The sequence below is a fragment of the Pseudomonas sp. ADAK2 genome, assembly GCF_012935755.1.
Lineage (GTDB): Bacteria > Pseudomonadota > Gammaproteobacteria > Pseudomonadales > Pseudomonadaceae > Aquipseudomonas.
In genome coordinates, this window is the sequence record NZ_CP052862.1 from 62,692 (window position 1) to 85,111 (window position 22,420).

At 56.4% G+C, this 22,420-nt stretch carries 22 protein-coding genes and 3 pseudogenes; 13 read left to right on the top strand and 12 right to left on the bottom strand.

Going from position 1 to position 22,420, the window contains the following annotated elements; all coding sequences use genetic code 11:
- Positions 1 to 28: 28 nt before the first annotated feature.
- Complete coding sequence (locus HKK52_RS00375; protein WP_169368801.1) at positions 29 to 1,420, bottom strand: aldehyde dehydrogenase family protein; 1,392 nt, start codon at positions 1,418 to 1,420, stop codon at positions 29 to 31.
- A gap of 100 nt (positions 1,421 to 1,520) precedes the next feature.
- Here HKK52_RS00375 and ptrR point away from each other — a divergent pair, with 100 nt between their 5' ends.
- The 5 genes and pseudogenes from ptrR (at position 1,521) to HKK52_RS00400 (ending at position 5,184) form a co-directional block, all read left to right on the top strand.
- Entirely contained in the window at positions 1,521 to 2,399 is an 879-nt protein-coding gene (gene ptrR / locus HKK52_RS00380) for a putrescine utilization regulator PtrR (protein WP_169368802.1), read from the top strand.
- 98 nt (positions 2,400 to 2,497) lie between these two features.
- Positions 2,498 to 2,833 carry a hypothetical protein gene (locus tag HKK52_RS00385; RefSeq protein WP_133839841.1) on the top strand — a complete coding sequence of 112 codons (336 nt, stop codon included), beginning with the start codon at positions 2,498 to 2,500 and terminating at the stop codon, positions 2,831 to 2,833.
- A gap of 140 nt (positions 2,834 to 2,973) precedes the next feature.
- Positions 2,974 to 3,306: pseudogene (locus HKK52_RS00390) on the top strand (LysR family transcriptional regulator); the annotation flags it as partial.
- Positions 3,307 to 3,676: 370 nt separating this feature from the next.
- Positions 3,677 to 4,336, top strand: a complete 660-nt coding sequence (locus tag HKK52_RS00395; RefSeq protein WP_169368803.1) for a hypothetical protein — start codon at positions 3,677 to 3,679, stop codon at positions 4,334 to 4,336.
- Between the two features lie 14 nt (positions 4,337 to 4,350).
- Positions 4,351 to 5,184: a hypothetical protein gene (locus HKK52_RS00400; RefSeq protein WP_169368804.1), complete on the top strand. Its 834-nt coding sequence runs from the start codon at positions 4,351 to 4,353 to the stop codon at positions 5,182 to 5,184.
- A gap of 175 nt (positions 5,185 to 5,359) precedes the next feature.
- Here HKK52_RS00400 and HKK52_RS00405 read toward each other — a convergent pair whose 3' ends face one another.
- From HKK52_RS00405 to HKK52_RS00415, 3 genes are all read right to left on the bottom strand, one after another.
- Complete coding sequence (locus HKK52_RS00405) at positions 5,360 to 5,728, bottom strand: DUF6124 family protein (protein WP_169368805.1); 369 nt, start codon at positions 5,726 to 5,728, stop codon at positions 5,360 to 5,362.
- Positions 5,729 to 6,138: 410 nt separating this feature from the next.
- On the bottom strand, positions 6,139 to 6,495 hold the full coding sequence (locus HKK52_RS00410; protein ID WP_169368806.1) for a DUF6572 domain-containing protein: 357 nt from the start codon (positions 6,493 to 6,495) through the stop codon (positions 6,139 to 6,141).
- A gap of 10 nt (positions 6,496 to 6,505) precedes the next feature.
- Positions 6,506 to 7,702 (bottom strand): S-type pyocin domain-containing protein, encoded by a 1,197-nt coding sequence (locus HKK52_RS00415; protein WP_169368807.1) that lies wholly within the window; start codon positions 7,700 to 7,702, stop codon positions 6,506 to 6,508.
- 210 nt (positions 7,703 to 7,912) lie between these two features.
- On the opposite strand from HKK52_RS00415, the gene HKK52_RS00420 reads away from it, so the two are divergent.
- Positions 7,913 to 9,220, top strand: coding sequence for an RES family NAD+ phosphorylase (locus HKK52_RS00420; RefSeq protein WP_237150648.1), 1,308 nt, complete (start codon positions 7,913 to 7,915; stop codon positions 9,218 to 9,220).
- A gap of 289 nt (positions 9,221 to 9,509) precedes the next feature.
- On the opposite strand, the pseudogene HKK52_RS00425 reads toward HKK52_RS00420, so the two are convergent.
- Positions 9,510 to 9,619: pseudogene (locus tag HKK52_RS00425) on the bottom strand.
- A gap of 19 nt (positions 9,620 to 9,638) precedes the next feature.
- On the opposite strand from HKK52_RS00425, the gene HKK52_RS00430 reads away from it, so the two are divergent.
- Positions 9,639 to 10,403: a HEPN domain-containing protein gene (locus HKK52_RS00430; RefSeq protein ID WP_169368808.1), complete on the top strand. Its 765-nt coding sequence runs from the start codon at positions 9,639 to 9,641 to the stop codon at positions 10,401 to 10,403.
- Between the two features lie 69 nt (positions 10,404 to 10,472).
- Here HKK52_RS00430 and HKK52_RS00435 read toward each other — a convergent pair whose 3' ends face one another.
- From HKK52_RS00435 to HKK52_RS00445, 3 genes and pseudogenes are all read right to left on the bottom strand, one after another.
- Positions 10,473 to 11,225: a hypothetical protein gene (locus tag HKK52_RS00435; protein ID WP_169368809.1), complete on the bottom strand. Its 753-nt coding sequence runs from the start codon at positions 11,223 to 11,225 to the stop codon at positions 10,473 to 10,475.
- 166 nt (positions 11,226 to 11,391) lie between these two features.
- A pseudogene (locus HKK52_RS00440) lies at positions 11,392 to 11,868 on the bottom strand (phage virion morphogenesis protein).
- A 250-nt stretch (positions 11,869 to 12,118) separates the two neighbouring features.
- Positions 12,119 to 12,670 (bottom strand): phage head morphogenesis protein, encoded by a 552-nt coding sequence (locus HKK52_RS00445; protein WP_169374140.1) that lies wholly within the window; start codon positions 12,668 to 12,670, stop codon positions 12,119 to 12,121.
- A gap of 594 nt (positions 12,671 to 13,264) precedes the next feature.
- Here HKK52_RS00445 and HKK52_RS00450 point away from each other — a divergent pair.
- A complete protein-coding gene (locus HKK52_RS00450; RefSeq protein ID WP_169368810.1) occupies positions 13,265 to 13,516 on the top strand; it encodes a ParD-like family protein in 252 nt (83 codons plus the stop codon).
- Complete coding sequence (map, locus tag HKK52_RS00455; protein WP_429527740.1) at positions 13,513 to 14,313, top strand: type I methionyl aminopeptidase; 801 nt, start codon at positions 13,513 to 13,515, stop codon at positions 14,311 to 14,313. Before HKK52_RS00450 ends, map begins: the two co-directional genes overlap by 4 nt.
- 99 nt (positions 14,314 to 14,412) lie before the next feature.
- Here map and ppk2 read toward each other — a convergent pair whose 3' ends face one another.
- Entirely contained in the window at positions 14,413 to 15,306 is an 894-nt protein-coding gene (gene ppk2 / locus HKK52_RS00460) for a polyphosphate kinase 2 (protein WP_429515947.1), read from the bottom strand.
- 214 nt (positions 15,307 to 15,520) lie between these two features.
- Between ppk2 and HKK52_RS00465 the strand changes: the two genes are divergently transcribed.
- Positions 15,521 to 16,456, top strand: coding sequence for a Ppx/GppA family phosphatase (locus HKK52_RS00465; protein WP_169368812.1), 936 nt, complete (start codon positions 15,521 to 15,523; stop codon positions 16,454 to 16,456).
- Here the strand turns inward: HKK52_RS00465 and HKK52_RS00470 are convergent, their stop codons facing one another.
- Genes HKK52_RS00470 through HKK52_RS00480 form a run of 3 tightly spaced genes read right to left on the bottom strand, consistent with a single transcriptional unit; the run spans position 16,457 to position 18,121 of the window.
- The gene (locus tag HKK52_RS00470) at positions 16,457 to 16,927 is read right to left on the bottom strand and encodes a hypothetical protein (RefSeq protein ID WP_169368813.1); all 471 of its coding nucleotides are present in this window, start codon (positions 16,925 to 16,927) and stop codon (positions 16,457 to 16,459) included.
- Positions 16,928 to 16,966: 39 nt separating this feature from the next.
- Entirely contained in the window at positions 16,967 to 17,491 is a 525-nt protein-coding gene (gene mug / locus HKK52_RS00475) for a G/U mismatch-specific DNA glycosylase (protein WP_169374142.1), read from the bottom strand.
- Between the two features lie 6 nt (positions 17,492 to 17,497).
- Entirely contained in the window at positions 17,498 to 18,121 is a 624-nt protein-coding gene (locus tag HKK52_RS00480) for a TetR/AcrR family transcriptional regulator (RefSeq protein ID WP_169368814.1), read from the bottom strand.
- Positions 18,122 to 18,346: 225 nt separating this feature from the next.
- On the opposite strand from HKK52_RS00480, the gene HKK52_RS00485 reads away from it, so the two are divergent.
- The 3 genes from HKK52_RS00485 to HKK52_RS00495 are packed head-to-tail and all read left to right on the top strand — an operon-like array spanning position 18,347 to position 22,404.
- Positions 18,347 to 19,468, top strand: a complete 1,122-nt coding sequence (locus HKK52_RS00485; RefSeq protein ID WP_169368815.1) for an HlyD family secretion protein — start codon at positions 18,347 to 18,349, stop codon at positions 19,466 to 19,468.
- Between the two features lie 6 nt (positions 19,469 to 19,474).
- Positions 19,475 to 20,929, top strand: a complete 1,455-nt coding sequence (locus tag HKK52_RS00490) for a DHA2 family efflux MFS transporter permease subunit (protein WP_169368816.1) — start codon at positions 19,475 to 19,477, stop codon at positions 20,927 to 20,929.
- A 20-nt stretch (positions 20,930 to 20,949) separates the two neighbouring features.
- Positions 20,950 to 22,404, top strand: coding sequence for an efflux transporter outer membrane subunit (locus tag HKK52_RS00495; protein WP_169368817.1), 1,455 nt, complete (start codon positions 20,950 to 20,952; stop codon positions 22,402 to 22,404).
- Positions 22,405 to 22,420: the final 16 nt, after the last annotated feature.

Genomic DNA, 22,420 nt, shown 5'->3' on the forward strand with positions numbered 1-22,420 from the left:
CACTCCCGGGCTTGTTGATGCAGTGGACTCAGCGACGATCCAGCCACACCGTCTGCGCGTTGCAAAACTCCCGCACGCCGAAGTGCGACAGCTCACGGCCAAAGCCGCTTTTCTTCACACCACCAAAGGTAACGCGGGGGTCGCTGGCGCAGTAGCCGTTGATGAACACACCGCCGGTTTCCAGTTCGTCGGCCATTTGCTTGGCCAGTTCGAGATTGCGCGTGTAGATCGTCGACGCCAGGCCGAACTCACTGTCATTGGCCAGCGCCAAGGCATGGGCGGCATCCCGGGCGGTAATGATCGAGGCGACCGGGCCAAACAGTTCCTGTTTGAACGAGGTCATCTGGTCGGTGACGTTACTGAATACGGTCGGCTGATAGAAGTTGCCGGGGCCTTCAGCCTTCTGGCCGCCCAGCAGCAAAGTCGCGCCTTCTTCCAGGGTGTCGCGGACTTGCTGGTCCAGTTCATCGCGCAGATCAAAGCGGGCCATGGGACCGATGTAAGTGGCGCTGGACTGCGGATCGCCGACCACCAGTTGGCGCGTCGCTTCGACAAACTTGCGGGTGAATTCTTCGACAACCCCTTGTTCGACGATCAGGCGCTTGGCCGCCGCGCAGACTTGCCCGGTGTTCTGGTAACGGCCAATCACGGCGGCTTTGACGGCGTCGTCGAGGTCGGCATCGTTGAGCACAATGAATGGATCGGAACCGCCTAGTTCCAGCACGCATTTCTTCAGGGCGGCACCGGCCTGGGCGCCGATGGCCATGCCGGCGCGCACGCTGCCGGTGAGGGTGACGGCGGCGATGCGTGGATCTTTGATTGCCGTGGAAACCCCGTCTGGCGTGACGTTGATCACTTCAAACACGCCGTCGGTAAAACCGGCGCGTTGGAAAGCGTTGCGCAGCAGGTAAGCGCTGCCCATTACGTTGGGCGCGTGTTTCAGCACGTAGGTGTTGCCGGCGATCAGCGCTGGAACGGCGCCACGCAGTACTTGCCAGATCGGGAAGTTCCACGGCATCACGGCAAGAATCGGCCCCAGCGGACGGTATTCAATGCGCGCCTTGCCACCTTCTACCAGCGTCGGCTCGGCGCTGAGCATGGCCGGGCCGTGTTCGGCGTACCACTCGCAGAGTTGCGCACACTTCTCGATTTCGCCACGGGCCTGGGTGATGGGCTTGCCCATTTCCAGGGTGATCATGTGCGCCAGGTTTTGCGCATCGTCGCGTAAGGCTTGAGCCAGGGCGATCAGCGATTGCGCACGTTGTTCGACCGGCGTGCGACGCCAGACTGCAAACCCGGCGGCGGCACGGGTGAGGGCGGCGTCCAGTGCCTCGGTGGATTCGAAAGGGTAGTGACCGATCTGCTCGCCCGTGGCGGGGTTGATCGAAATCGCATGGGTGGTACTGGAAATCTGGGTCATGGCACCGTCCTGCTGGGTGGGAATGCGCTCAGGTTACGGCGGTGGTAGTTTTCTGGAAACTGAATAATACTGAGCGTATCGTTCACGTTTGGAGAATGACTTGGATCTGGTCCAGCTCGAAATTTTCAAAGCTGTCGCCGAGCACGGCAGCATTAGCGCGGCCGCCCAGCACATCCACCGGGTGCCGTCGAACCTGACCACGCGGATCAAGCAACTGGAACTGGATCTGGGCGTCGACCTGTTTATCCGCGAGAAAAGCCGCCTGCGCCTATCGCCCGCCGGGTGGAGTTTTCTCGACTATGCGCGGCGCATCCTCGACCTGGTCCAGGAAGCCCGGGCCACGGTGGCCGGTGAAGAACCGCAAGGGTCGTTCCCCTTGGGTTCGCTGGAAAGTACGGCGGCGGTGCGAATTCCCGAGTTGCTGGCCGCCTACAACCAGAAGCACGCCAAGGTCGAACTGGACCTGTCCACCGGACCTTCCGGGACCATGATCGACGGCGTGCTCTCGGGTCGATTGGCCGCCGCATTCGTCGATGGCCCGGTGCTGCACCCGGCGCTGGAAGGCGTGCCGGCGTTCGAGGAAGAGATGGTAGTGATCGCACCGCTCAACCATGCGCCAATCCACCGCGCGCGCGACGTCAACGGTGAAAACATCTATGCGTTCCGTTCCAATTGTTCCTACCGTCACCACTTTGAAAGCTGGTTCACCAAGGACGCCGCGGTGCCCGGCAAGATTTTCGAGATGGAGTCCTATCACGGCATGCTCGCTTGCGTCAGCGCCGGGGCAGGGCTGGCGCTGATGCCGCGCAGCATGCTCGACAGCATGCCCGGCTGCACCACGGTGAGCATCTGGCCGCTGTCGGAAAACTTCCGTTATTTGCGCACCTGGCTGGTGTGGCGTCGCGGTACGGTGTCGCAAAGCCTGACCATGTTTGTGCGTTTGCTGGAGGAGCGGGGTGTGGTCCAGGCCGTCACCTGAAAGAGATAGTGTATTGGCGATACCAATTTGCCACTACGTCCGTTAGAGTGTGCGCCGCTCGGGAGACGGATCCCGGCTTTTTCTAATGGAGTTACACCGTGAATTACCTCAGTAAAGTGGTCGCCGTCGTATTGTTCGGTCTGGTTTTGGCAGGTTGCACCGGCACCGCGATGAAGACCCAGCACTATGACAGCAGCCAATACACTGTCCTGGGTCACAGCGAAGCGACCGCCACTGGCATGCTGGTGCTTGGCTGCATCCCGATCAAGCAGAACAACCGTTTTGTCCGCGCTCAAGAAGCGGCGATCAAGGCCAAGGGCGGCGATGCCATGATCAACACCCAAGTGCAGGAAAACTGGTTCTGGGCCTACGTCCTGACCGGTTACACCACCAAGGTTTCGGGTGATGTGATCAAGCTGAACAACGTTCAGTAAGCACACTGCCTCGCCGCTTGGCGGGGGTGCTTGAAACGTGAAAAAGCCCGGTTAATAGCCGGGCTTTTTAGTCTGTGGCGTTTGTCGGGGCATGCCATCATGGGTCAGGATCGATTTTCCATTTTCAGGGATGTCAGAACGTGAACTGGGATGATTTTAAGGTTTTTATCTTCGTCGCCAAATCGAACAACGTGACCGAGGCGGGATTCACTGAAAGTCTCGGCATCGACGGTGTCGCGCAAGATCGCTGCGCTGGAGGCCTCGCTCAGTACCGTGTGTTCTCGAAGACCACCCATGGTCATTTCCTCACCGAAGCCGGCAGGGCTTTGCTGCCGCTGGCGCTGGAGACCGAGGAACGCTTCAAGCTCATCGAAAGGCAAATGTCGCAGCCAGGCGAGCGGATGGCGGGGAAGGGGTGTATCGATTGCCCGGAGCTGATGGGCACGCACCTGATCATTCCGGGGCTGGCGGATTCCGTGTTGAAACACTACAACCTGATCGGCTGGACCAAGGACATGGCGTACATGCCGCCGGGTTTGAAGATGTGGAGTGGTTGCATGAAGGGTGCGCTATTGGTGGAGATGGTGAGCGCAGTTTTGGGCGGTAAACGGGATTGAGCTTTTAATCGAGATTAGAGAGGTCACCGAATTCTTAGGCGAGAGCGGTATGCCTGACGTAGTGAGGTGATCTATTGATGCACAATGTTGCTGTCCTGTTTTATAAAGCGTTTACGCCGGACTCCTTGTTTCAGCGCGACTCGACGTGTGGTCAACGATTGAACGCGGCCGAGGCCGAGCTTCTGCAATCGACCCTATCCACATCAAATAATGGAGCTAGAAAGCTATGAGTTTTGGGAGCCCTGATGCTTATCTCAGTCTGGTCAGCGGCCTCGTAGGCGCCTTGATTGGTGGCGCCTTCACACTGAAGGGGGCGACCAAAGCCCACGAGCTGGCTTTGAAAAAGGAGCAAGCTGCCGATAAAGAAAAAATGATTACGACGTTGATGCTCTTGCGGACTGAGATAGCGACGGCATGGGCGTTGTTCAAATATGAATACGCCGATGAACTATCGCAACAGGCGCCTGAGACACCCTACCTAACGGTTTTCCCGATCGGTGCATCACCATTTCCCATTTTTGATTCGGCACCTCAGGCACTCAATCTCTTACCTTCCGAGCTGGCAAAGGATGTTGTGCACTTCTACATGCGTGCGAAGGGATTAATTGCCATGATCGAAATGAACAATCGTGATTACGAGCAGGCTCTTCAACACGCGCGTTCTTTATTACTCAGTCATTTGGAACGTGCACGTGAGCAGAACGGAGAGATGCCAGATAACTTGCGAGATCAGATTTTTCATGGCGGTGTAGCGTTTATGGCTGCCCACTTGGGGATGGGCGATACGGCTGATGGGATTAGATCGCTTGGGCAGGAGCTGGATCCTATTGTGCGGCGCATAACGACGACAGTAGATGCGTTGTTTTTTCCAATTTCAGACCAGTAGAAACGGACTAGTTAATGGCAATGCCTTCTTTTGATAGGTCTTGGCGTGAACGACAGAGCGTTAAGCCACGCATTTTGGTACTGGAGATTAGAGATAAAGAGCGCGTTGAAGAGCCGCCGCTTGGCTGGATCGTCGTCGAACGAGAAGAGGTGTACGTACGCGACCCTCTCGACGGTCAAATTTGCGAGGCGACGATCCGCCTGTCCTATCGAAGAATCACGGCCAGGCCATCGTCCTACGAGAGTGGCCACGGCGAATTTAACGGCAGCTATTGGCGTTTTTTCAATGCCGTGTCTCTCACCTCTTCTTCGATGGCCAGCGGTGCGGTATGTCTCGATCTGCCAGAGTTATACGGGCAACGGGTCGGCACGTATTTGATGAACGAGATCGTTGAGTGGGTAAAGCAGTGGCCTGACGCCTCAGTTAACCCTATCAAGCTGCTAATTGGACAGGCACGCGGTGACAATAAGGCGCGACGTAACTGGTTTTACGAGCAGTTCGGTTTGAGATTTGATTACCATGATTCGGGCAAGCGTGAAGGTGTCTCACTGCCGATGCAGGTTCGGGAGTTATCCATCGTCGAGACATGGAAGAGCAATATCGTCGAACACAAGATGTTCGACTACCTGGCGGAGCGTTTGGACGCAGTAGAATCCGCACAGTCGAAGGTCGCAGCCCTTCACAACGGCTATATGAATTTGAGGGACGAGCAAAAAAGAGCGGAGGCTCGACCATTGCGCTGGGCCTTTAGAAGGCACCGTATCCAAAGCCCAGAACGCACCATCACCATCATTATCGGGTTAGCTTTGGCCGTTTTCATCAGTCTGTTTTGGTTCAACACGAAATAGCAGATGTAGCCTTTGACGCCTACGCCATAGGCAACGCGATGTTTCAGATGCACTGAGTTGAATGGTTTTACGGCTAATTCGCAGCCGAACGGGGGAAAAGCCCGCTCGCCACAGAGGGTTCCATCAGCAATTAGTGAAGTGAGGGAGCAAGCCCCCTCACTAGCGTGCCTAGCTGCTACCCAGGCTTGTGGTTGTCCAGTACGTGATTGACCGCCATCTCACCCATCGTGATCAGCTGCTGCAACAGCAGCATCCTCTTGCGCTGCGGGCCTTCCATCAGTTCGGCGAAATCGCTGGCCATGACGCTGGCTGATGACAACGAATCGTAGGCCTGAACCAACAACGTTTCGTCAGTCGCCACCGGATTGATGAGGAAAGTGCTGCTGGGGCTGCGGGACGGTATCGGCTCTTTCTGTGCCCCGGGGCTGAGGTAGAAGTTGAGCGCGCGGTCGGCCGCCTCTTTCATTTTATTGGGGTCAAGATCAAGAGAGGCGTCGTAGGGTACTGGACCCGTGTGTGGGGGGTTGGGCGTTACTTTGAACATGTTTACCTAATCCTGTATTGGAGTCGCACCGTTCTCTACTAAAAGAAGGGTGGCGGCTGTGTGCAGGTTAGTAGACCGGAGGATTAGTAAAACCGGCGCGCCCGAGAGCGCCCTGCGCACAGCCACCATTAAGCACAGGAATAGAGCTACCTGACTGAATGACGCTCATGCACCTTACTAAACCAATGGGCTACTAAACCCGACCACTGATGAGCAGTGGCAGGTAAACGATAGAGGCCGAGGTTAAAGCGCACAAGCCAGCGAATTCTGGCGTGCGCGTAGGCAACGACGCAAGGTCTTGTAGCCTTTTATGACGTAACACCGAGTGTCTTTAAACGCTCGCAAAAAAACTGTTTAACCACGGCAAAAACCGAACAACATCGCGCCCAGCGTCTTTGCCGCCACGTCGATTACATATTGCGTATGGCTTCATCGTCTTTCAGCACGAATTCCATACCAATCCCTACGCCCTTTAGCACCTCGGTCACGCGGTCGATGAAGACCTCGCCTTGCTCCGGCAGCTCGTATAGACCGTTAATGCGGATGATGGGGAGCTTGCCCTTGGACGGTGGGTAGTCCTCGAGTAGTTGGCCGCTTTCGATGAAGGCGATGTACGTGTTGATCTTCTCTTGAAGCAATAGAAGGTGCTCGCCCTGTTGGGCTTTATCGCCCCATTCGAGGTGGTCGGTAATGACCAGGATCACGTGGTCGGGCTCCCACTCGGGTACTGCAATGATGTCGACGACTTTGGTTTCTACGATGGACATGTCTGCTCCCTCAGAGGGTCGGGTCAGGTCGAAGGATTTCGACTCTGGTGGGGGGTATTTTGGTGCCGCCGGGGAAGCCGGGTTTACCTTTGCCTACAACGGTTGCCCCCGTTTTCTCAATTTCAGGGAAGGCGGCCTTCTGATTTTTGGTAAGAGGTGCGGTGTCAGATGACTTGCATTCAACGCATGAAATATCGCCGTCCGCGTCTCGGCCTATCATATCAATACGTGTACGAACACCGCTGTCGGTTTTAAGCGTCACCTCGCGGGCGGCTTCGGGCTTGGTGTTGCTGTACTCCCCGTAAGACGCCTCTTCGAAAGCCTTGCCCTTTTTCTTGTTCTTCTCAAACTGCGTGCTGAGCACGATGTAGATCGGCTGAATGCCCGAGTCAGGGAACCAGATGATTGCATCCTGGAACTCAGGGGGATGCGCTGGGTTTTCCAGCAGCGTGTCAGATTGCGGCGTGGGTGGGTACACCCACACGGGGGGTAATTGCGGCGCGCCTTCGAGTGCCGGGATACCCAGGACGCCGTCGGGGCTGGCTGCGGGCGTCCAGGTCAGGCCAATGCCGTTGCCAAGGTCAGCAACGTAGTTCTCGCCGTCTTTATCCGCCTTGATGACAGGGACCTGTTCCCAGTCCTTTTTGCCACCGGTGTAGAACCCGTACGCGTTGACTGAGCCATCGGGCAAGGTCTTTACGTTGACGCGCACGCGTGTACGGCCCGCCTCCAGCGTTGCGTACTGTTCGTCTTTGTAGAAGGCACTGTCGGGTGCAAGGCTGGTGTTGGGTATTAACAGTGCAACGGTGCCCACGGCAACCCCCGCCGCCATCACGCCAGACCCGGATATCAATTTGAGTGTCAGTGAGCCGCCCAGCCGTTTGGCAATGGCGCTACCGGTTGCGGAGCCGCCTATCAGTTGGAGCGAGGTGCCTTGGGCGGTGATTGCGGCCCCAGTGGCCAACACGGCCCATAGTCCGTAATCGGCGAGCATTTCAACGGGCACAAACCCCGATGGGTTGGTGTGGTTGATTTCGCCGTCGGGCAGGTTGCAACTCTTGGCGAAAACACAGCCCAGTGGGTCGGGCGCTGCGTCTGGCGTGGGCGGGAGGTCTTTGTATTGCGCCCAGTGCTGAGCGCTGGTATCGACGGGTTCGACACCGCTGTTGCGATAACCCTTGGGCGGGTTGGGTACGTAGCCACTCAATCCTTGATTCCTTGTCCTGGTCCTTTGAACGGGGCGCAGGGTGACAGGTGGGGGTTTGGGGTGGCAATGGGTGGCACTTTGACTCTATGGGGGTAAGCGCTCATTCTGTGGATGGTCGATCAATTTGGTTTCCTTCAGCTCAGCACCGCACTTTGAGTCTATGGATGGCCGCGGAAGGTGATAACTTTCTATAGTTGAAATTACAAAAAAATGGATAATTTTAAGTCCAGTGGACTTGGAGACAAAATGATTTGCATAAATTGCGTGACCCCTGAAGTGCTTAAGAAGTTAATTTCTGAAAGTGGAGATTATGTCAGCTGTGAATATTGCGGGAATGATGGTGTTGGTGTGGGTGTTGAATTTTTATTTGATTATATATTAAGTAGAGTTTCTGAAAATACCGCCACGGAAGATGATCTCTCTCAATATGAATACGGCATGCTTTTCGAAGGCGGGGCCGATGATATACCGATTGATTATTTAGATATTGTTCTTTCCGAGTGGGCAAATCTGGGTGACGAATCTTATTTTGATGATCTAAATGCGTACGCGCCTAAAGAAATGAAAGTCAATAGTAGAAATATGGACCGCCAATATTTCGGAGATGACGGTTTACTGGAGAGGAACTTTTTTGAAGCAAAATGGATAAACTTCATCGATGATATTCAGCATTCGCATCGTTTTTTTAATCCCAATACCAAGGGGTTCCTTGATTCGGTTTTCAACATCCTCTGTGGAGACGACGGTAATCTGAAAGATGAATGCATAAGAGCCATTATTCGAGGGGAACCTGTTTATCGAGCGCGCTCCGCTTCGACTCGAGAGCAAATCATGAAAATTATTGGATCACCTTCAAGCGAGCTTGGCCCCACACCTAAAGGAAAGGCTGGCAGCCAGCGAATGACTCCCAATGGCATTTCCGCCATGTATTGCTCATTAGAACGAGAGACTTGCTTAAGCGAAATTCGCTCCATTACAGGAGACAACGTAGTAAGCATAGCAATGACCCCCGTAACCTCTCTTAAGTTTCTAGATCTAACCAGGCTTGACCAGATCGAGTTTCCAACCCTCTCACTCTTAGATAAGGGTTATCTCGAGCTAATGCATTTAAAAACTTTCATGAGTTCACTCGTAAAGAAAATGTCCAAACCTAAGGGTTACAATGACGAACTGAGATACCTCTCAAGTCAAGTGGTATTCGAGTATTTGAGGCTTCGTTTTGGAAGCCAAGTCGATGGCCTGATCTTTCCCTCCGTTCAAACGGGAGAGCTCGGAACTAACATTGCTTTGTTTCCTGAGGCCAGTATTGTTGCTGCCAAAGAGATCAACTCGGAGCATGAGGAGTTAGCAGAGGCTTCAGTTATCACCCAGTCTGTAAGTGGAGCCAAACTCTATTGCATTCCAGACTCATTGCGATATCACAAAATTACAGCTATTGAAACCAAGGCTCTAGAGTATCGCTTTAGCGAAGACCTATTTATGACCGATTTGACTAGAAACCGTCTAGGATTGCACTAAACCCATAAGCTCTCTGGCGCCAATAAAACTCTTAAACAAGTTTTATAGGTGTAAAGCTCAAAGCCAAATTTGTGCGCAGAGAAAATCACTTGACAATGGGGGCGAGCGATTCTAGGGTCGGCGAAAGAGATCAACATCTATAGAGACTACTCAAAATAGAACCGGAAAATTCGTAGCAGTTTTATGGTGCGATGTTTTAAGATATCGGACTTTAGAAAGTCTAGTCGGGAGGTAGAGCTTGCTAGTTATCAACAATCTGGCGCTATTCGCAGCTCAAAATATTGAAGAATGGAACAAACACCCTGGACTCGAACCAGGAACTCCTCCTTCCAAATAACCTCTGCAGCAAAGGTTATTAGGAATTTCTCGGGGTGTGTTACCAATTACACCAATGCTTGCATCAGGACGATAACAGGGAATGATTACCAATTCAAACGCTTTCTTCATCTTAAAGCAGCAAATTCAATCTGCAATTGATTTTTCTGTCTTGTGTTGTCACGCAGTGCCCGCTTTAAATGCTTACATAAAAGCTGTCGAGAAAGGTGGTGCACCTAAGCTCCCGGACGCGGATCACTTCAAGGGTGATCCAAATTTTGAACAGTTAAGAGGATACATACCAGAGTACAGAAGGAATCTCGGAAAGTTGATGTTTATCAACTCCTTCAGCTATTTCGAAGCATATTTCAAATCTTTAATTTCAGAAGTTCTTAAGTTTCATGGCGGGCAGGAGGCATTTGTTGAGCGCGCGAGAGAAAGGCAGCACCAGCATCTTGTTTTTGCTGAAGATCAAAAAACCAAAAATGCGGCTAATAAACTTAGAGAGCACGCAAAGCCAAGTCACAGCCTAAAGTATGTCAAATATACGAACGAAATCGAACATACGGACTTTCGGTTTCCTTCCGAATTATTCGCAGCTTTTGGAATCATGGAGCTTGGGAATAGTTATAGTGATTTGAAGGCCTCGCAAATACCGCATGTCGCACAGTATTGCTTTGGTGTGGAACTTACAGCTGCGGACATAACAAGTTTTTCTTCTTATCGAGACTTGAGAAACAACGTGGTGCACGGGAAAACACTGACGGTAGAATTTAACGAGGCAAACGCAGCGAATAAATTTTTGCGCGCGCTGGCATTAAAGATAGACAAACATGTTGTTAGGCACTTTTTGGTAATAGAAATCTGACAGAGTGCGCTTGACTGATGAGGTTCTAGCGATCGCAGGCCTTGTGAGGGCCTGCGATCGGTCGGCACGTTACTCTTCTTGATTCGATTTTGGCGACCATGTGCAGTATATTTCATGCTTGCTGTAAACAAAGACGTGGGAAAAGTCTTTTAGCAGATGTGACAACTTATTAAGTACAGCTTCGTAATCTTTTTTCTTATCAATTTCGGGCGGTTGCAGTCCAAAATAGCACTTACGAAATCTATCTTCGTCGGTATACACCAGCAGAGCTGTATCGGCTGGGTAGGTTATACCTCCCTTTTTCTTCAAGGCTTTCTCGAATAAATCGATCTTTCGAAGGTGATTCTGCTGCTCTGATTCAACGACAGTCGTGATGGTTTTTTCTTCGGACAACTCCTCGAGCTGCCTTGCATCTTCCCGATCCTGAAGAGTGGTAACCTCCAAGTAACGTATGTCTGATCGGCCCAGACATTCATTTTGATACTTGACAGTTGCGTCAAAATTTTGGTTGCCGTCAAACCATTGGATCAAGACATTATTTGACTCAGCGAAATACAGCTTTGCAAAATGGGCGATTGGAAAAAGTTCGTCATAAACCTTGCGAAGAAGCCCTGACCTTTGAGGGTGCTTTGGCGCTGATTTACTTCCATGTGTCAATATATTGAAAAAATTCTGAATTGCGGCTGCAAGAATGTAGAACTTGTCTGCCGGGGTAGGCTGCATAGCTGCTTTTTTGATGGTGGCTTTATCCGTTTCCCAGTCTAAAGTCAGCGGGGGGATGAGTGTAACTATTGGAATGTTAAATTCATTTTTTGTTGTCATGTTGATTATGGTCCAATTAATGTTCTGTACGACTAAAAATTAACGCATGCTCGAATTGCCCTTGGCTCTGTTCTCATTCTTGCCGGACTGCGCTGGTAATGCCCTCCAGACACTCACCTGATATACCTTGGTTTGCGGATTTTTTTACTATGCACTACAGCAGTCGTCAAATACACGTCGCGCGCGATAAATAGTCAAACGACAATATTAGAATGGCTTCCTCGGTTTCAGGTTGCAAATCTTTTTCGGCTTTCATCGGCAAATATGGCCGACCCGGTATGTCACCCCACAGTTGGGGAAAATCCGCCTGCTCTCCACCGAACTGCATCATCGCCGCATACGGTTTGTTGCTGCCCACCATAGCCGAACTGTCGGTCGTGTGAGTGGTGATGGAAGCCGCGAGCCCGGCTGCGCTGACCCGCAGGATTTGGCCGGGTCAGTGGCCGTTTTTGGCGCGGTGTTCGGTGGTGACATCGGATAGCTCGGGCCATTGGGGGCGGCCTTCGTGTTCGAAGTTCTCTTCGGTTTGGGTAGCGAGTTCGGCGGCGATGGCCTGCATGAGGGGTTTGAGGTTGCCGGTGGCTTGTTCAATTTGGTGCAGGGTGTGTTGTAGGTGTTGGGATTTGAGTTCGATGGTGAGCATGGGGGGCTTGGTTTGGGTGGTGGTTTGTCAGGGATCGGTGGGTGGTTGGGTTGGATTGGGGCTGCTGCGCAGCCCAGAGGGAGCAAGCTCCCTCGCCACAGGGGGGGTATTTTGGGGGTTTGGGGGCGCCAGGATCAAAAGATCGCAGGCTTTGCCAGCGCCTACAGGGATTGGGTTTTTGCCTGGGTGATTGGGGCGGCTGGTTGTCCGCTTTCGCGAGCAGGCTCGCTCCCACCGGGGGCGGCAGTGTTTATGGGGATGGGTGTTTGGCCGCTGCCTCTTTTTGTTTTAGGGCGGCGACTAGACCTGCACCGGGGGCGTGGTTGAAGCCGGGGTCGGTGCGAAAGGTGACGGTGTGGCCTTGGGGGTTGGTGAGGCGGACGGCGGTGACGGTGGCGGTTCGGATTTCGCCGGTGTGTTTGTGGGTGCCGGTCTCTACTGTTTCGGTGGATGTTCTTCCCTCGCTGGTGATGACGGTCAGGCCTCGGCGTTTGACGGCGGCTTCGCTTAGGGCGATGACGCGGCAGCGGCAGTTGAAGCCGTTGGGTGGGTAGATGGTGGCCCAGATGGGGTCGTCGTGGCGGAAGATTTGGCCGTGGAGTGCGCTGTGGTCGAGGATGGCGATGACCCGCCAGTACGGGTGGGTGTCGGTGCTTTGTTCCATGCTGGCTTTACGGCCGACCATGTAGGCGCTTTGCAGGTTGGTTTGGTAGATGGTTTTGAGGCGGCGTGAGCTGCCGAGTTGGGCGGATTGGGCGTTGCCGTCGGTGTCGACGATGATTTGTTTGCCCCGTCGGTTGATGACTGACGGGGATGCTTATTTTGCGGTGGGTGCAAGGGTTTTGCGTAAGCTGTCCCAATCAATGCCAGCCTGCCCCGGAATGGACCGGATTTATCTCGCTTGGGTGGTGGTGGTATTTATCTCAACCCTGAACAGCAACCGCCGTCGGGGCCGCTTCGCAGCCCAGCGGGAGCAAGCTCCCTCGCCACAGGTCTGCCATCAGGCACAAAAAAGCCCACACAAGGCGGGCTTTGGAATTTGAGTAGGTGGCCGGTGCTGGTCTCCGGCTTACGAGATTTATCAGGCCTCTCACAGCAACGTTTTGTGCGTTACTGCCTCACACGGCATAAGGGCTGGATCTCAGCGCGGAGATCTTTCTAACCGTGTACCCTTCGGAGCGCGCCCCACGCGTTCTCGCTATCCTCTTGCGCATCAGTCTGCGTCTTCACCTACCACTTCAGAATAGCCAAAAAGACCCAGGCCCGGGCCAGTCTTTTTAGATCGATTGTGCCCAAGCGAAAGCGCCGCAGGACGGAAAAACGCTATCGGGGTTTGCGACCTCGCGTTTAGTTGAAGTAGTATACGTTTCGTATGCATTTCATATCGGATGGATTTGTGGGAATCGTCAAAATTTCAGAAGACATGCACGAGAATCTGCGCGTCGCCAGCAATGCGCTGAGCCGCTCGATCAACGCTCAGGCCGAACACTGGATGCGCATCGGCATGCTCGCCGAGCTGCATCCCGACCTGGATCACAACGCGATCTGCCGTTTGCTGATCCGTGCCGAACAGGCCGGCGGCCTCGACTTGCAACAGGTCTGTGCACTCGCCGAAGCATCGCCAGCCGTCGCAGGAGCCGCGCAATGAACCGTGCAGTGAAAGCAGGCGTCCCGATCAATTCCCCGGCACAAATCGCCCAGTCCGGCGTGGCCGGCAAACTCGCGGCCGAAGTGCTGGCGATGATCACGCCGCACATCAAGGCCGGGGTCACCACCGACGACATCGATCGGCTCTGTCACGACTACATCGTCAACGTGCAGAAAGCCATTCCCGGTAATGTCGGCTATCACGGCTTTCCGAAAACCGTGTGCGCCTCGGTCAACGAAGTGGTTTGCCATGGCATCCCTTCGCCCCAGGTGCTGAAGGATGGCGACATCGTCAATATCGACATTGCCGTGGTCAAGGATGGCTGGTACGGCGACACCAGCCGCATGTACTTCGTCGGCGAACCGAGCCCGGAGGCGCGGCGCCTGGTGCAAACCACCTATGAAGCGATGTGCGCCGGTATCCGCATCGTGCGCCCCGGTGCGACCCTGGGCGACATAGGCCACGCGATCCAGAGCGTCGCCGAGCGCGACGGTTACAGCGTGGTACGCGAGTACTGCGGGCATGGCATCGGCAAGGTCTATCACGATGAACCGCAGGTCCTGCATTACGGCTATCCGGGCCAAGGACTGAAGCTGAAGACCGGAATGATCTTCACCATCGAACCGATGCTCAACGCCGGCAAACGCCATGTGAAAACCTTGGCGGACGCCTGGACCGTGGTGACCAAGGATTTGTCGCTTTCGGCGCAGTGGGAACACATGGTGGCGGTGACGGATGACGGCTACGAAGTGTTGACCGCTTGGCCGGATCAGGTTGAAGGCTATCCGGCACCCTGAACGGCAGGCAAAAAAAAGCCGCCGGTTAAGGCAGCCATAAAAAAAGCACGCGTTGTATGCCCTGAGTATTGACGTCGTCAGGTTACAGATTGATGACGTTCAATAGACTTGCGGCACGATCAGTTCCGGTGGCGTCGGGTTGCGGGAGTAATCTTCCTGGCGCACCCGTTGCGGCAGCTGGATCGTCGGCTGTTCGACCTCTTCATAGGGCATTTGCCCGAGCAGGTGGTTGATGCAGTTGAGCCGGGCCTTTTTCTTGTCGTCGGCTTGCACCACCCACCACGGCGCTTCGCTGATGTGGGTGCGTTCGAGCATGATTTCCTTGGCCTTGGTATAGGCTTCCCAGCGCCGGCGGGACTCCAGGTCCATGGGGCTGAGTTTCCATTGCTTGAGCGGGTCGTGGATGCGGCTGAGAAAGCGCAGATTCTGTTCCTGATCGGAAATCGAGAACCAGTATTTGATCAACTGAATGCCGGAACGGGCGAGCATTCGCTCGAACTCCGGCACCGTGCGGAAAAATTCTTCGTACTGATCGTCATTGCAAAACCCCATGACTTTTTCGACCCCGGCGCGGTTGTACCAGCTGCGGTCGAACAGCACGATTTCGCCGGCTGCCGGCAGGTGGGAGACGTAGCGCTGGAAGTACCACTGGGTTTGTTCGCGGTCATTCGGGGCGGGCAGGGCGGCAACACGGCAGACCCGCGGATTGAGGCGCTGGGTAATGCGCTTGATCACGCCACCCTTGCCGGCGGCATCGCGTCCTTCGAACAGAATCACCACTTTGGCCCCGGTCTTGACCACCCAGCTTTGCAGCTTTACCAGTTCGCCTTGCAGGCGGAACAGTTCACTGAAATAGCGCCGTCTCTCTTCTTTCTCGCTGCCGTCATCGACGTGCCCGTCGAACAGCTCATCAAGGTTGTGTCCATCCTCCAGTAATTCGAGTTCCAGCTCTTCGTCGTTGTGATCGAGCAGCTCGCGATGGATCCGCTGCATCAGGGTGTCGTTATTGGCAAGCATGGTCGGAGGCTCCCGTGGAAGGTGGCGCGGACGATGGTATTCCGGGAGATATGACGAAGTAGTGACGAAACGGCTGTAGGACCTGGCGCAGTCGCTGTCATCTTCGTGTCACCTATGCCGTGGCAAGCTCTTCACAAACCGTCTTCAAGGCTCCGTCTGCGGGCTCATGAATCTGCCAGGAATCCCTACCATGAAAGGTGACGCCTCTCTGTTTGCGGCCATTGACCTGGGGTCGAATGCGTTTCGCATGATGATCGGCCAGTCGGTCCGGCGGAACCAACAGTTCGTCATCCAGGAAGTGAAAACCCTGCGTGAGCCGGTGCGGCTGGCCGAAGGATTTCAGGGTGGGGCGCTGGACGAATTGGCACTGGATCGCGGCTGGCAGGCGTTGGCGCGCTTTGGCAAGAAGCTGCGTGGCTTTGAGTCGTGCCGGGTGCGGGCCGTGGCCACCAGCGCGGTGCGCGAAGCTGACAATGCGCAGCTGTTCCTGGCCAGCGCCGAGCGGCATCTGGGGTTTCGCATCGACGTGATTACCGGGCAGGAAGAGGCGCAACTGGTGTACGCCGGTGTGGCCCATACGCTGCCGGGTGCCGAGAGTCAGCGGCTGGTGGTGGACATCGGCGGCGGCTCCACCGAATTGATTCTGGGGCGGGGCACTCAGCCGCTGGTCACCGAGAGCATTGCCATCGGCAGCGGCACCTTCGGTTCGCGCTATTTTCAGGGTGGGCGTATCACCGCGCAGGCGCTGCTGGAGGCTGAGCGCGTGGCCTCGCTGGAGTTTGAGAAAGTCGCCCGGCGTTATCGCGCGCTGGGCTGGCAGCAGACCATCGGTTCGTCCGGCACCGCGCGGATGCTGGCCAAAGTGCTCAAGGCCAACGGCCTGAACGACGATGACCAGAGCGGCATCACCTACGGCGGATTGTTGCGCCTGTCACTGCGCCTGCTCGAAGTCGGGCACGTCAAACAGCTCAAGTTGGCCGGGCTGCAACCCCATCGGTTGAGCATTCTGCCCGGCGGCCTGGTGGTCATGCTGGCGGCGTTCAAGGTGTTTGGCATCTCGCACATGACGCCGTCCGAGCCGGGGTTACGGTTTGGGGTGATGCATGGGTTGATGAGTCAGCATTGATCAGGCCGAGGGAATCGAGCCCACTTCAGAGCTAGTTGCATAGTCCGTTCGCGTGTTGCCCAAGCGGTCGCGGAAGGTGAAGTGACTGAGGGTCAGGCACAGCGCGAGGCCCAGCATGTCGGCGACAAAGTTCTGGTAGGCGGCACTGAACGGGATGCCGTTTTCTCGCGGGTCAACGTACATCTCGTTATACGCCGAGAGGAACAGCACGATGATCAAGCCACCCCATGGACTCCAAGGGATGCCGGTTTTCAGAGCGTGAAAATTGTCTCGCAGGGACTGCTTGAAAAACCTCGTCGGAATCGTCACGTAGCCCAACAGCAACGCGGCGCACAAGCCGTACAGGAAATGGCAGAAGTTGTAGCTCCAGACGATGATGTTGAACGCGTTGAGCTGCACCAGCCAGAACGTGATGAAGATCGCCAGGCACAGCAGAAACGGGGTGTGGGTCGAGCGTTGGGTGAACAGCATTGAAGCTTCCTTGAGCGGGATTGATCCTTTGGGGTAATGCTACCGGAGTCTTGCTTCGTTTATCGCGGCTAAATAGAGCTGATGGTAAGCGTCTACCAATTGATCCAGGGTGAACGCCAGGTTTCGTCCACTCGGATTAGGCAGAATCCACACCGCCGCGCCGCCAAATGTCTTCGGCTGCAACCCCCACGCAATGTCCCGTTGACCGGTTAACGCGCCATACGCGGCTTTGCCGAGAAACGCCACGAAGCGCGGGGCATAGCGTGCGATCTTCTGTTCGAAGTCCTTGGCGGCGGCAGTGAATTCCTTTAACGACAGTTGATCTGCGCGCGCCGTTGGGCGGTCAACCACGGCGGTTAATCCGCAGTGGTATTGCAAAATTGACCGATCATTTTCCGGATGCACTTGCTCCGGGGTAAACCCGGCCAGATGCAGCGTGCGCCAGAAGCGATTGCCCCGGCCGGCAAAATGATGACCCTGGGCTGCCGCCATCATCCCCGGATTGATCCCGCAAAAAATCACCGCGAGTTGCTCGGCCAGAATATCTTCGAGTCCCACTTTTATAGCCCCTCAGCCGCAGATGACGCTGACCGCATTGCGCGCCAGTTCCGTCAATTCAGCCCGGGATTTGCCGGCGCGCGCGCGGATCGAAATGCTGTGCAGCAGTGATGACGCGAGGACCGCGAGAGCCGCCGGGTCGGCATCGGTTTTCAGTTCGCCGACACTGACGGCCGTTTGCAGACGCGTTTCGAGATCGGCGTCGAGCCGGCTGAGCCGGTCGGACAGCACGTCGCGAATTTCCTGATCCTCGACCGCTTCAGTGGTCGCCGTGCCAATCGCAAAACAGCCACGCGGTTGGCCTTCGCCGGAAAAGTAAATCGACAACTGCCCCTCGTAAAAACGCATCAGCGCCTCGCGCAAGGTGAGGCTGCTGTCGGTCAGCGCCTCGTGCATGGCCGCCGCCGCGAACTCCCAATATTGCTCAAGCGCCTTGATGTACAGCGCGTGTTTGTCACCGAACGCGGCATAGAGGCTGGGGCGATTCATGCCGGCCGCCGTGGCGATGCTGTCCAGGGACGCGCCGGAATAACCGGTATTCCAGAACACTCCGAGCGCCTGTTGCAGCGCCGTCTGCGGGTCATACGCGCGAGGGCGGCCGCGACCTTTTCCTTCTGTAATCTTTTTTTGTGCCATGTCGTATAAAACTCTTGATGAAAGATGGGCTCGCCGATATTCTTACATCATCGCACAAAAATAAGGAATCAAAAATTCCTTGGCTTGAAGCGTTGATGTAGCCGAGCTCGAACGGGGTCTTGCGGCGAAGAAACAGGCGCGGTGGAGCGATCCTCCCGACCGCGCACGGTATGGCTGTTTTTGTGGGTGCTGTCCCCCATTTCCCGGTTATAGGTGCATTCGATCATGACTAAACAGTTCGACCTCTCAGCGACACCCGCCGTCGAGCATCCAGGGCCGGACGCGCCCATCAGCAAGCCGCTCAAAGAGAAACTGCGACCTTTGCTGATGATCGGTGTGCCGGCCATTTTTGCCGCCGTCGGCTATGCCCACTACGTAGCGGGCGAGCCCTTTGTTTCGACCGACAACGCTTATGCCCGAGTGGCCAAGGCTTCGATCAACGCGCGGATTTCCGGGCAAGTGGTGGACATCGCGGTCGAGGACAACCAACCGGTTCGCAAGGGCCAGGTGTTGTTTCGGATCGATCCGAAACCACTGCAGATCGCGGTTGACCGTGCCCAGGCACAGCTGAGCATGGCGCGGCTGCGCATCGATGGACTGAAGGCCAGTTACCGCCAGCAACAGGCTGAACTGCAATCGGCGAAAGAGTCGGCGGATTTCGACCAAAAGGAATTTGCGCGCAAGAAGGCGCTGGTCGCGACCGAGTTCGTCTCCCGGGCCATTTACGAACGCGCTGACACCGATCTGAAAGTGTCCCGGCAACGCATCGCGTCGATCGAACAACAGATCGCCAGCACCGTCGTCGCGCTGAACGGCGATCCCAACATCGACGCCGATCACCACCCGACGGTGCATGAAGCCAAGGCGCAACTGGACGAGGCGCAGCTCTACCTTTCCTACGCGACGGTATACGCGCCGGACGACGGTATCGTCGCCAAGGTCGACGATTTGCAGGTCGGCAACTACGTGAACAACGGCGCGCCAGCCTTTGCGCTGCTGTCCGACCGCCAGGTCTGGGTCGAGGCCAACTTCCGCGAAACGGAAGTGACGCACATGCGCGCCGGCCAGGAAGCGACGATCCGTATCGATACCTACCCGGATCACGTTTTCAAAGCCCACGTCACCAGCATGAGCCCCGGCGCCGGCGCGGACTTCGCCTTGCTGCCGCCGGAAAACGCGACCGGCAATTGGGTCAAGGTCGTTCAGCGGGTTCCGGTACGGCTGGAACTCGATGAGGTGGATCCGGCGCTGCCGCTGTTCTCGGGTACCAGCGCCACAGTCAGGGTCGATACCGGGTTTCGCAGGCCTTGGTGGCATCCGCTCAAATCGTTGCTGACTGCGGGGTGATTTCTGATGAACACCGGAACGTTAAGATCCGCCGCGCTGTTGGCGATCTACATGCAGTCGGCGAATTTGCCGCTGCCGAACTCGGCGTTGCGGTTTATCCAGGGCAGCCTGTCGATGACCGACGACCAGGCCGGCTGGATATTCACCGCGTACCTCGCCGCCAGCGCCATCACCTTGCCGATTGCGCAGTGGCTCGCCGGGCGCTTTGGCTTGAAGCGTGTGTACCAGGCGGCACTGGCGATCTTCGTCCTCGGCTTGCTGCTCGCTACGTCGGCAACCACCTCGCTGGAATTCGTCGGCGCGCGGATTGTTCAAGGCGTGGCAAGTGGCGTGCTGGCGCCGCTGTCGATGGCGATTGCCCTGGAGACTTTGCCAGCGGCGCGGCGGGCGAAATTTGCCTCGGTGTTCACCGCCATTGTGCTGCTCGGCATCGCCAGCGGCCCGAGCATCGGCGGTTGGCTCAGCGAATATCACGGCTGGCGCTCGATGTTCTATGTCAGCGTCCCGTTATCGGCGTGGATCTTCCTCGTGGTGACGCTGCTGCTGGCCGAGAAGAAAGCCGAGCAACGTCCAGCGTTGGATTTTTTCGGTGTCAGCACCTTCACCCTGGGCATGATCAGCCTGCAAATGTTCCTCGATCGCGGTGAACGCCTGGACTGGTTTGCCTCGCCCGAGATCTGGCTGGAAGCGATAGCGGCATCGCTCGGGCTGTACCTGTTCGTGGTGCATGTGCTGACCGCGAAGGTGCATTTCCTCAATAAGGAATTGTTCCGGGACCGCAATTTTGTGTTCTCGACAATCATCTTTTTCGCCCTCGGCTTCGTGCTGCTGTCGACCATGGCGCTGACCTCGCCGATGCTCGACGAGATTCTCGGCTACCCGCCAGTGCTGACCGGCTGCCTGACGATCCCGCGAGGCGTGGGACTGGTCGGCGCTTTCCTGCTGATGGGCCGTGTTCCCGCTCATCTCGACCAACGATTTTTCGTGGCGGCGGGCATCGCGCTGGTGGTGTATGGCAACTGGCTGATGCTCGGTTATTCGCCGTTGATGGACTGGCCGCCAGTGGCGGTGGCCGGTGCCGTCCAGGGTGTCGGCCTCGGTGTGCTGATGCCGGCGATCAGCAAGGTGGCGTTCAACACGCTAGACCCCAAGCTGCGCCCGGAAGGCAGCGGGTTTTTCAATCTGGCCCGTGTCTACGGCAGCACGATTGGCGTGGCGGTGGTGCAAACGTTCTTCTTCAACAACACGCAGGCGATGCACGTGGCGCTGGTCAGCCACGTCACGCCTTACCGCGGCCAAGCGCATTCGATGTCGCTGCAAGCACTGGGCGGGCTCAACGAAATGATCACCGGTCAGGCGGCTTTTATCGCCGTTATCGACCAATTCAAGATTTTGATGGTGGCCATGCTGGTGGTGAGCCCGCTGGTTCTGTTTCTTCGCAAACCGGTTCCGACCTTCTAATTTGCCGTGGAGTCTGCCCAATGAAATCTCATGCGCTTTTCAGCAATGGACACAGGGTCGCGGCGATGTCGTTCCTGGTGTTCCTGTCCGCCTGCACCGTCGGCCCGGACTTTCAAACCCCGGCGCCGAGCGAGTCGCAGCACTATGATCAACAGGCCGAGCAGCGACTTGCCCGGCAGATTGTCCTTGGCCAAAAGGTCAACGGTGATTGGTGGACGGCGTTCCGTTCGCCGAAACTCGATGCGCTGGTGCGCCGTGCTATCGACGGCAACCTTGAACTGGTGGCGGCGGATGCAACGATCCGGCAAGCGGCGTCCTCGGTCGCGGCGGCGGAGGGTGCCCTGTATCCACAAGTTGATTTTGGCGCGCAGGCCGGTCGCCAGCGCACCCACAACGCGCCAGAAGCCTCGGTTTCCAACTTCTACGCGATCGGGCCGCGGGTCGGTTTCGACCTGGACGCTTTTGGCGGTAACAAGCGGTTGGTCGAACAGCAGCAAGCGTTTACCGAGCTGCAAAAACATCGCTTTGAGGCGGCGTACCTGACCCTGACCGGCGATGTCGCGAGCCAGGCGTTGCTGCTGGCCTCTGCCAACGCACAGATGCAAGCCGTCGAAAAACTGCTGGCCAATGACGCGAAGAACCTCGATCTCGTGCGCCGGGCACACGCCAGTGGCGCCACCACGCAGATCGATGTGTCGCTGGCCGAAACCCGGCTCGCCCAGGACCGTACGCTGTTGCCGCCCCTCGCGCAGCAGCGTGATTCAGCGCGTCACGCGCTGTCGATCCTGACCGGCAAAGGCCCCGGTGACTGGATCGCGCCGGAGTTCGAACTGGCCGAGTTTGCCTTGCCGTCCAACGTGCCGGTCAGTTTGCCTTCGGAGATGGCTCACGACCGACCGGATGTTCTGCAAGCCGAAGCCGAGTTGCACATGGCCAGCGCGGCGGTGGGCGTCGCGACCGCCAATCTCTATCCCCGCATACAACTTTCCGCGTCGCTGGCCCAGGCCGCTTCCGGCAATGGCGGCGCCGCACTCTGGGGGTTCGCCGCGGGGCTGACCGCGCCGATCTTCAATGGCGGCACGCTCAAGGCTGAACGCCAGGCTGCCGTCGATGGCTACCAGGCGTCTCTCGCGGGTTACCAGCAAACCGTCATCAGATCGTTTGGCCAAGTCGCGGACACGCTGCAAGCGATCAACCATCACGCCGAGGAAAACCTCGCGCAGGAAGATGCATTACGCGCCGCCGACAGCAGTTTTCGCTTGAACCAGCAAGCCTACGCCCAAGGCGAGAACAGCATCCTGCAAGTGCTTGAAGCGGAGCGCGCCTACGAGCAGGCCTTGCTGGGGCAGATCAGAGTGAAGACCGCGCAATACCTCGACACCGTGCGCCTGTATGTGGCGCTCGGCGGCAACTCCGTCGGTGTGTTCGAGCAGAAAGTGGCCTCTGGCGAAGCATCGAAACGTTCGTATCAATAACGGCTGCGGCCCCAGT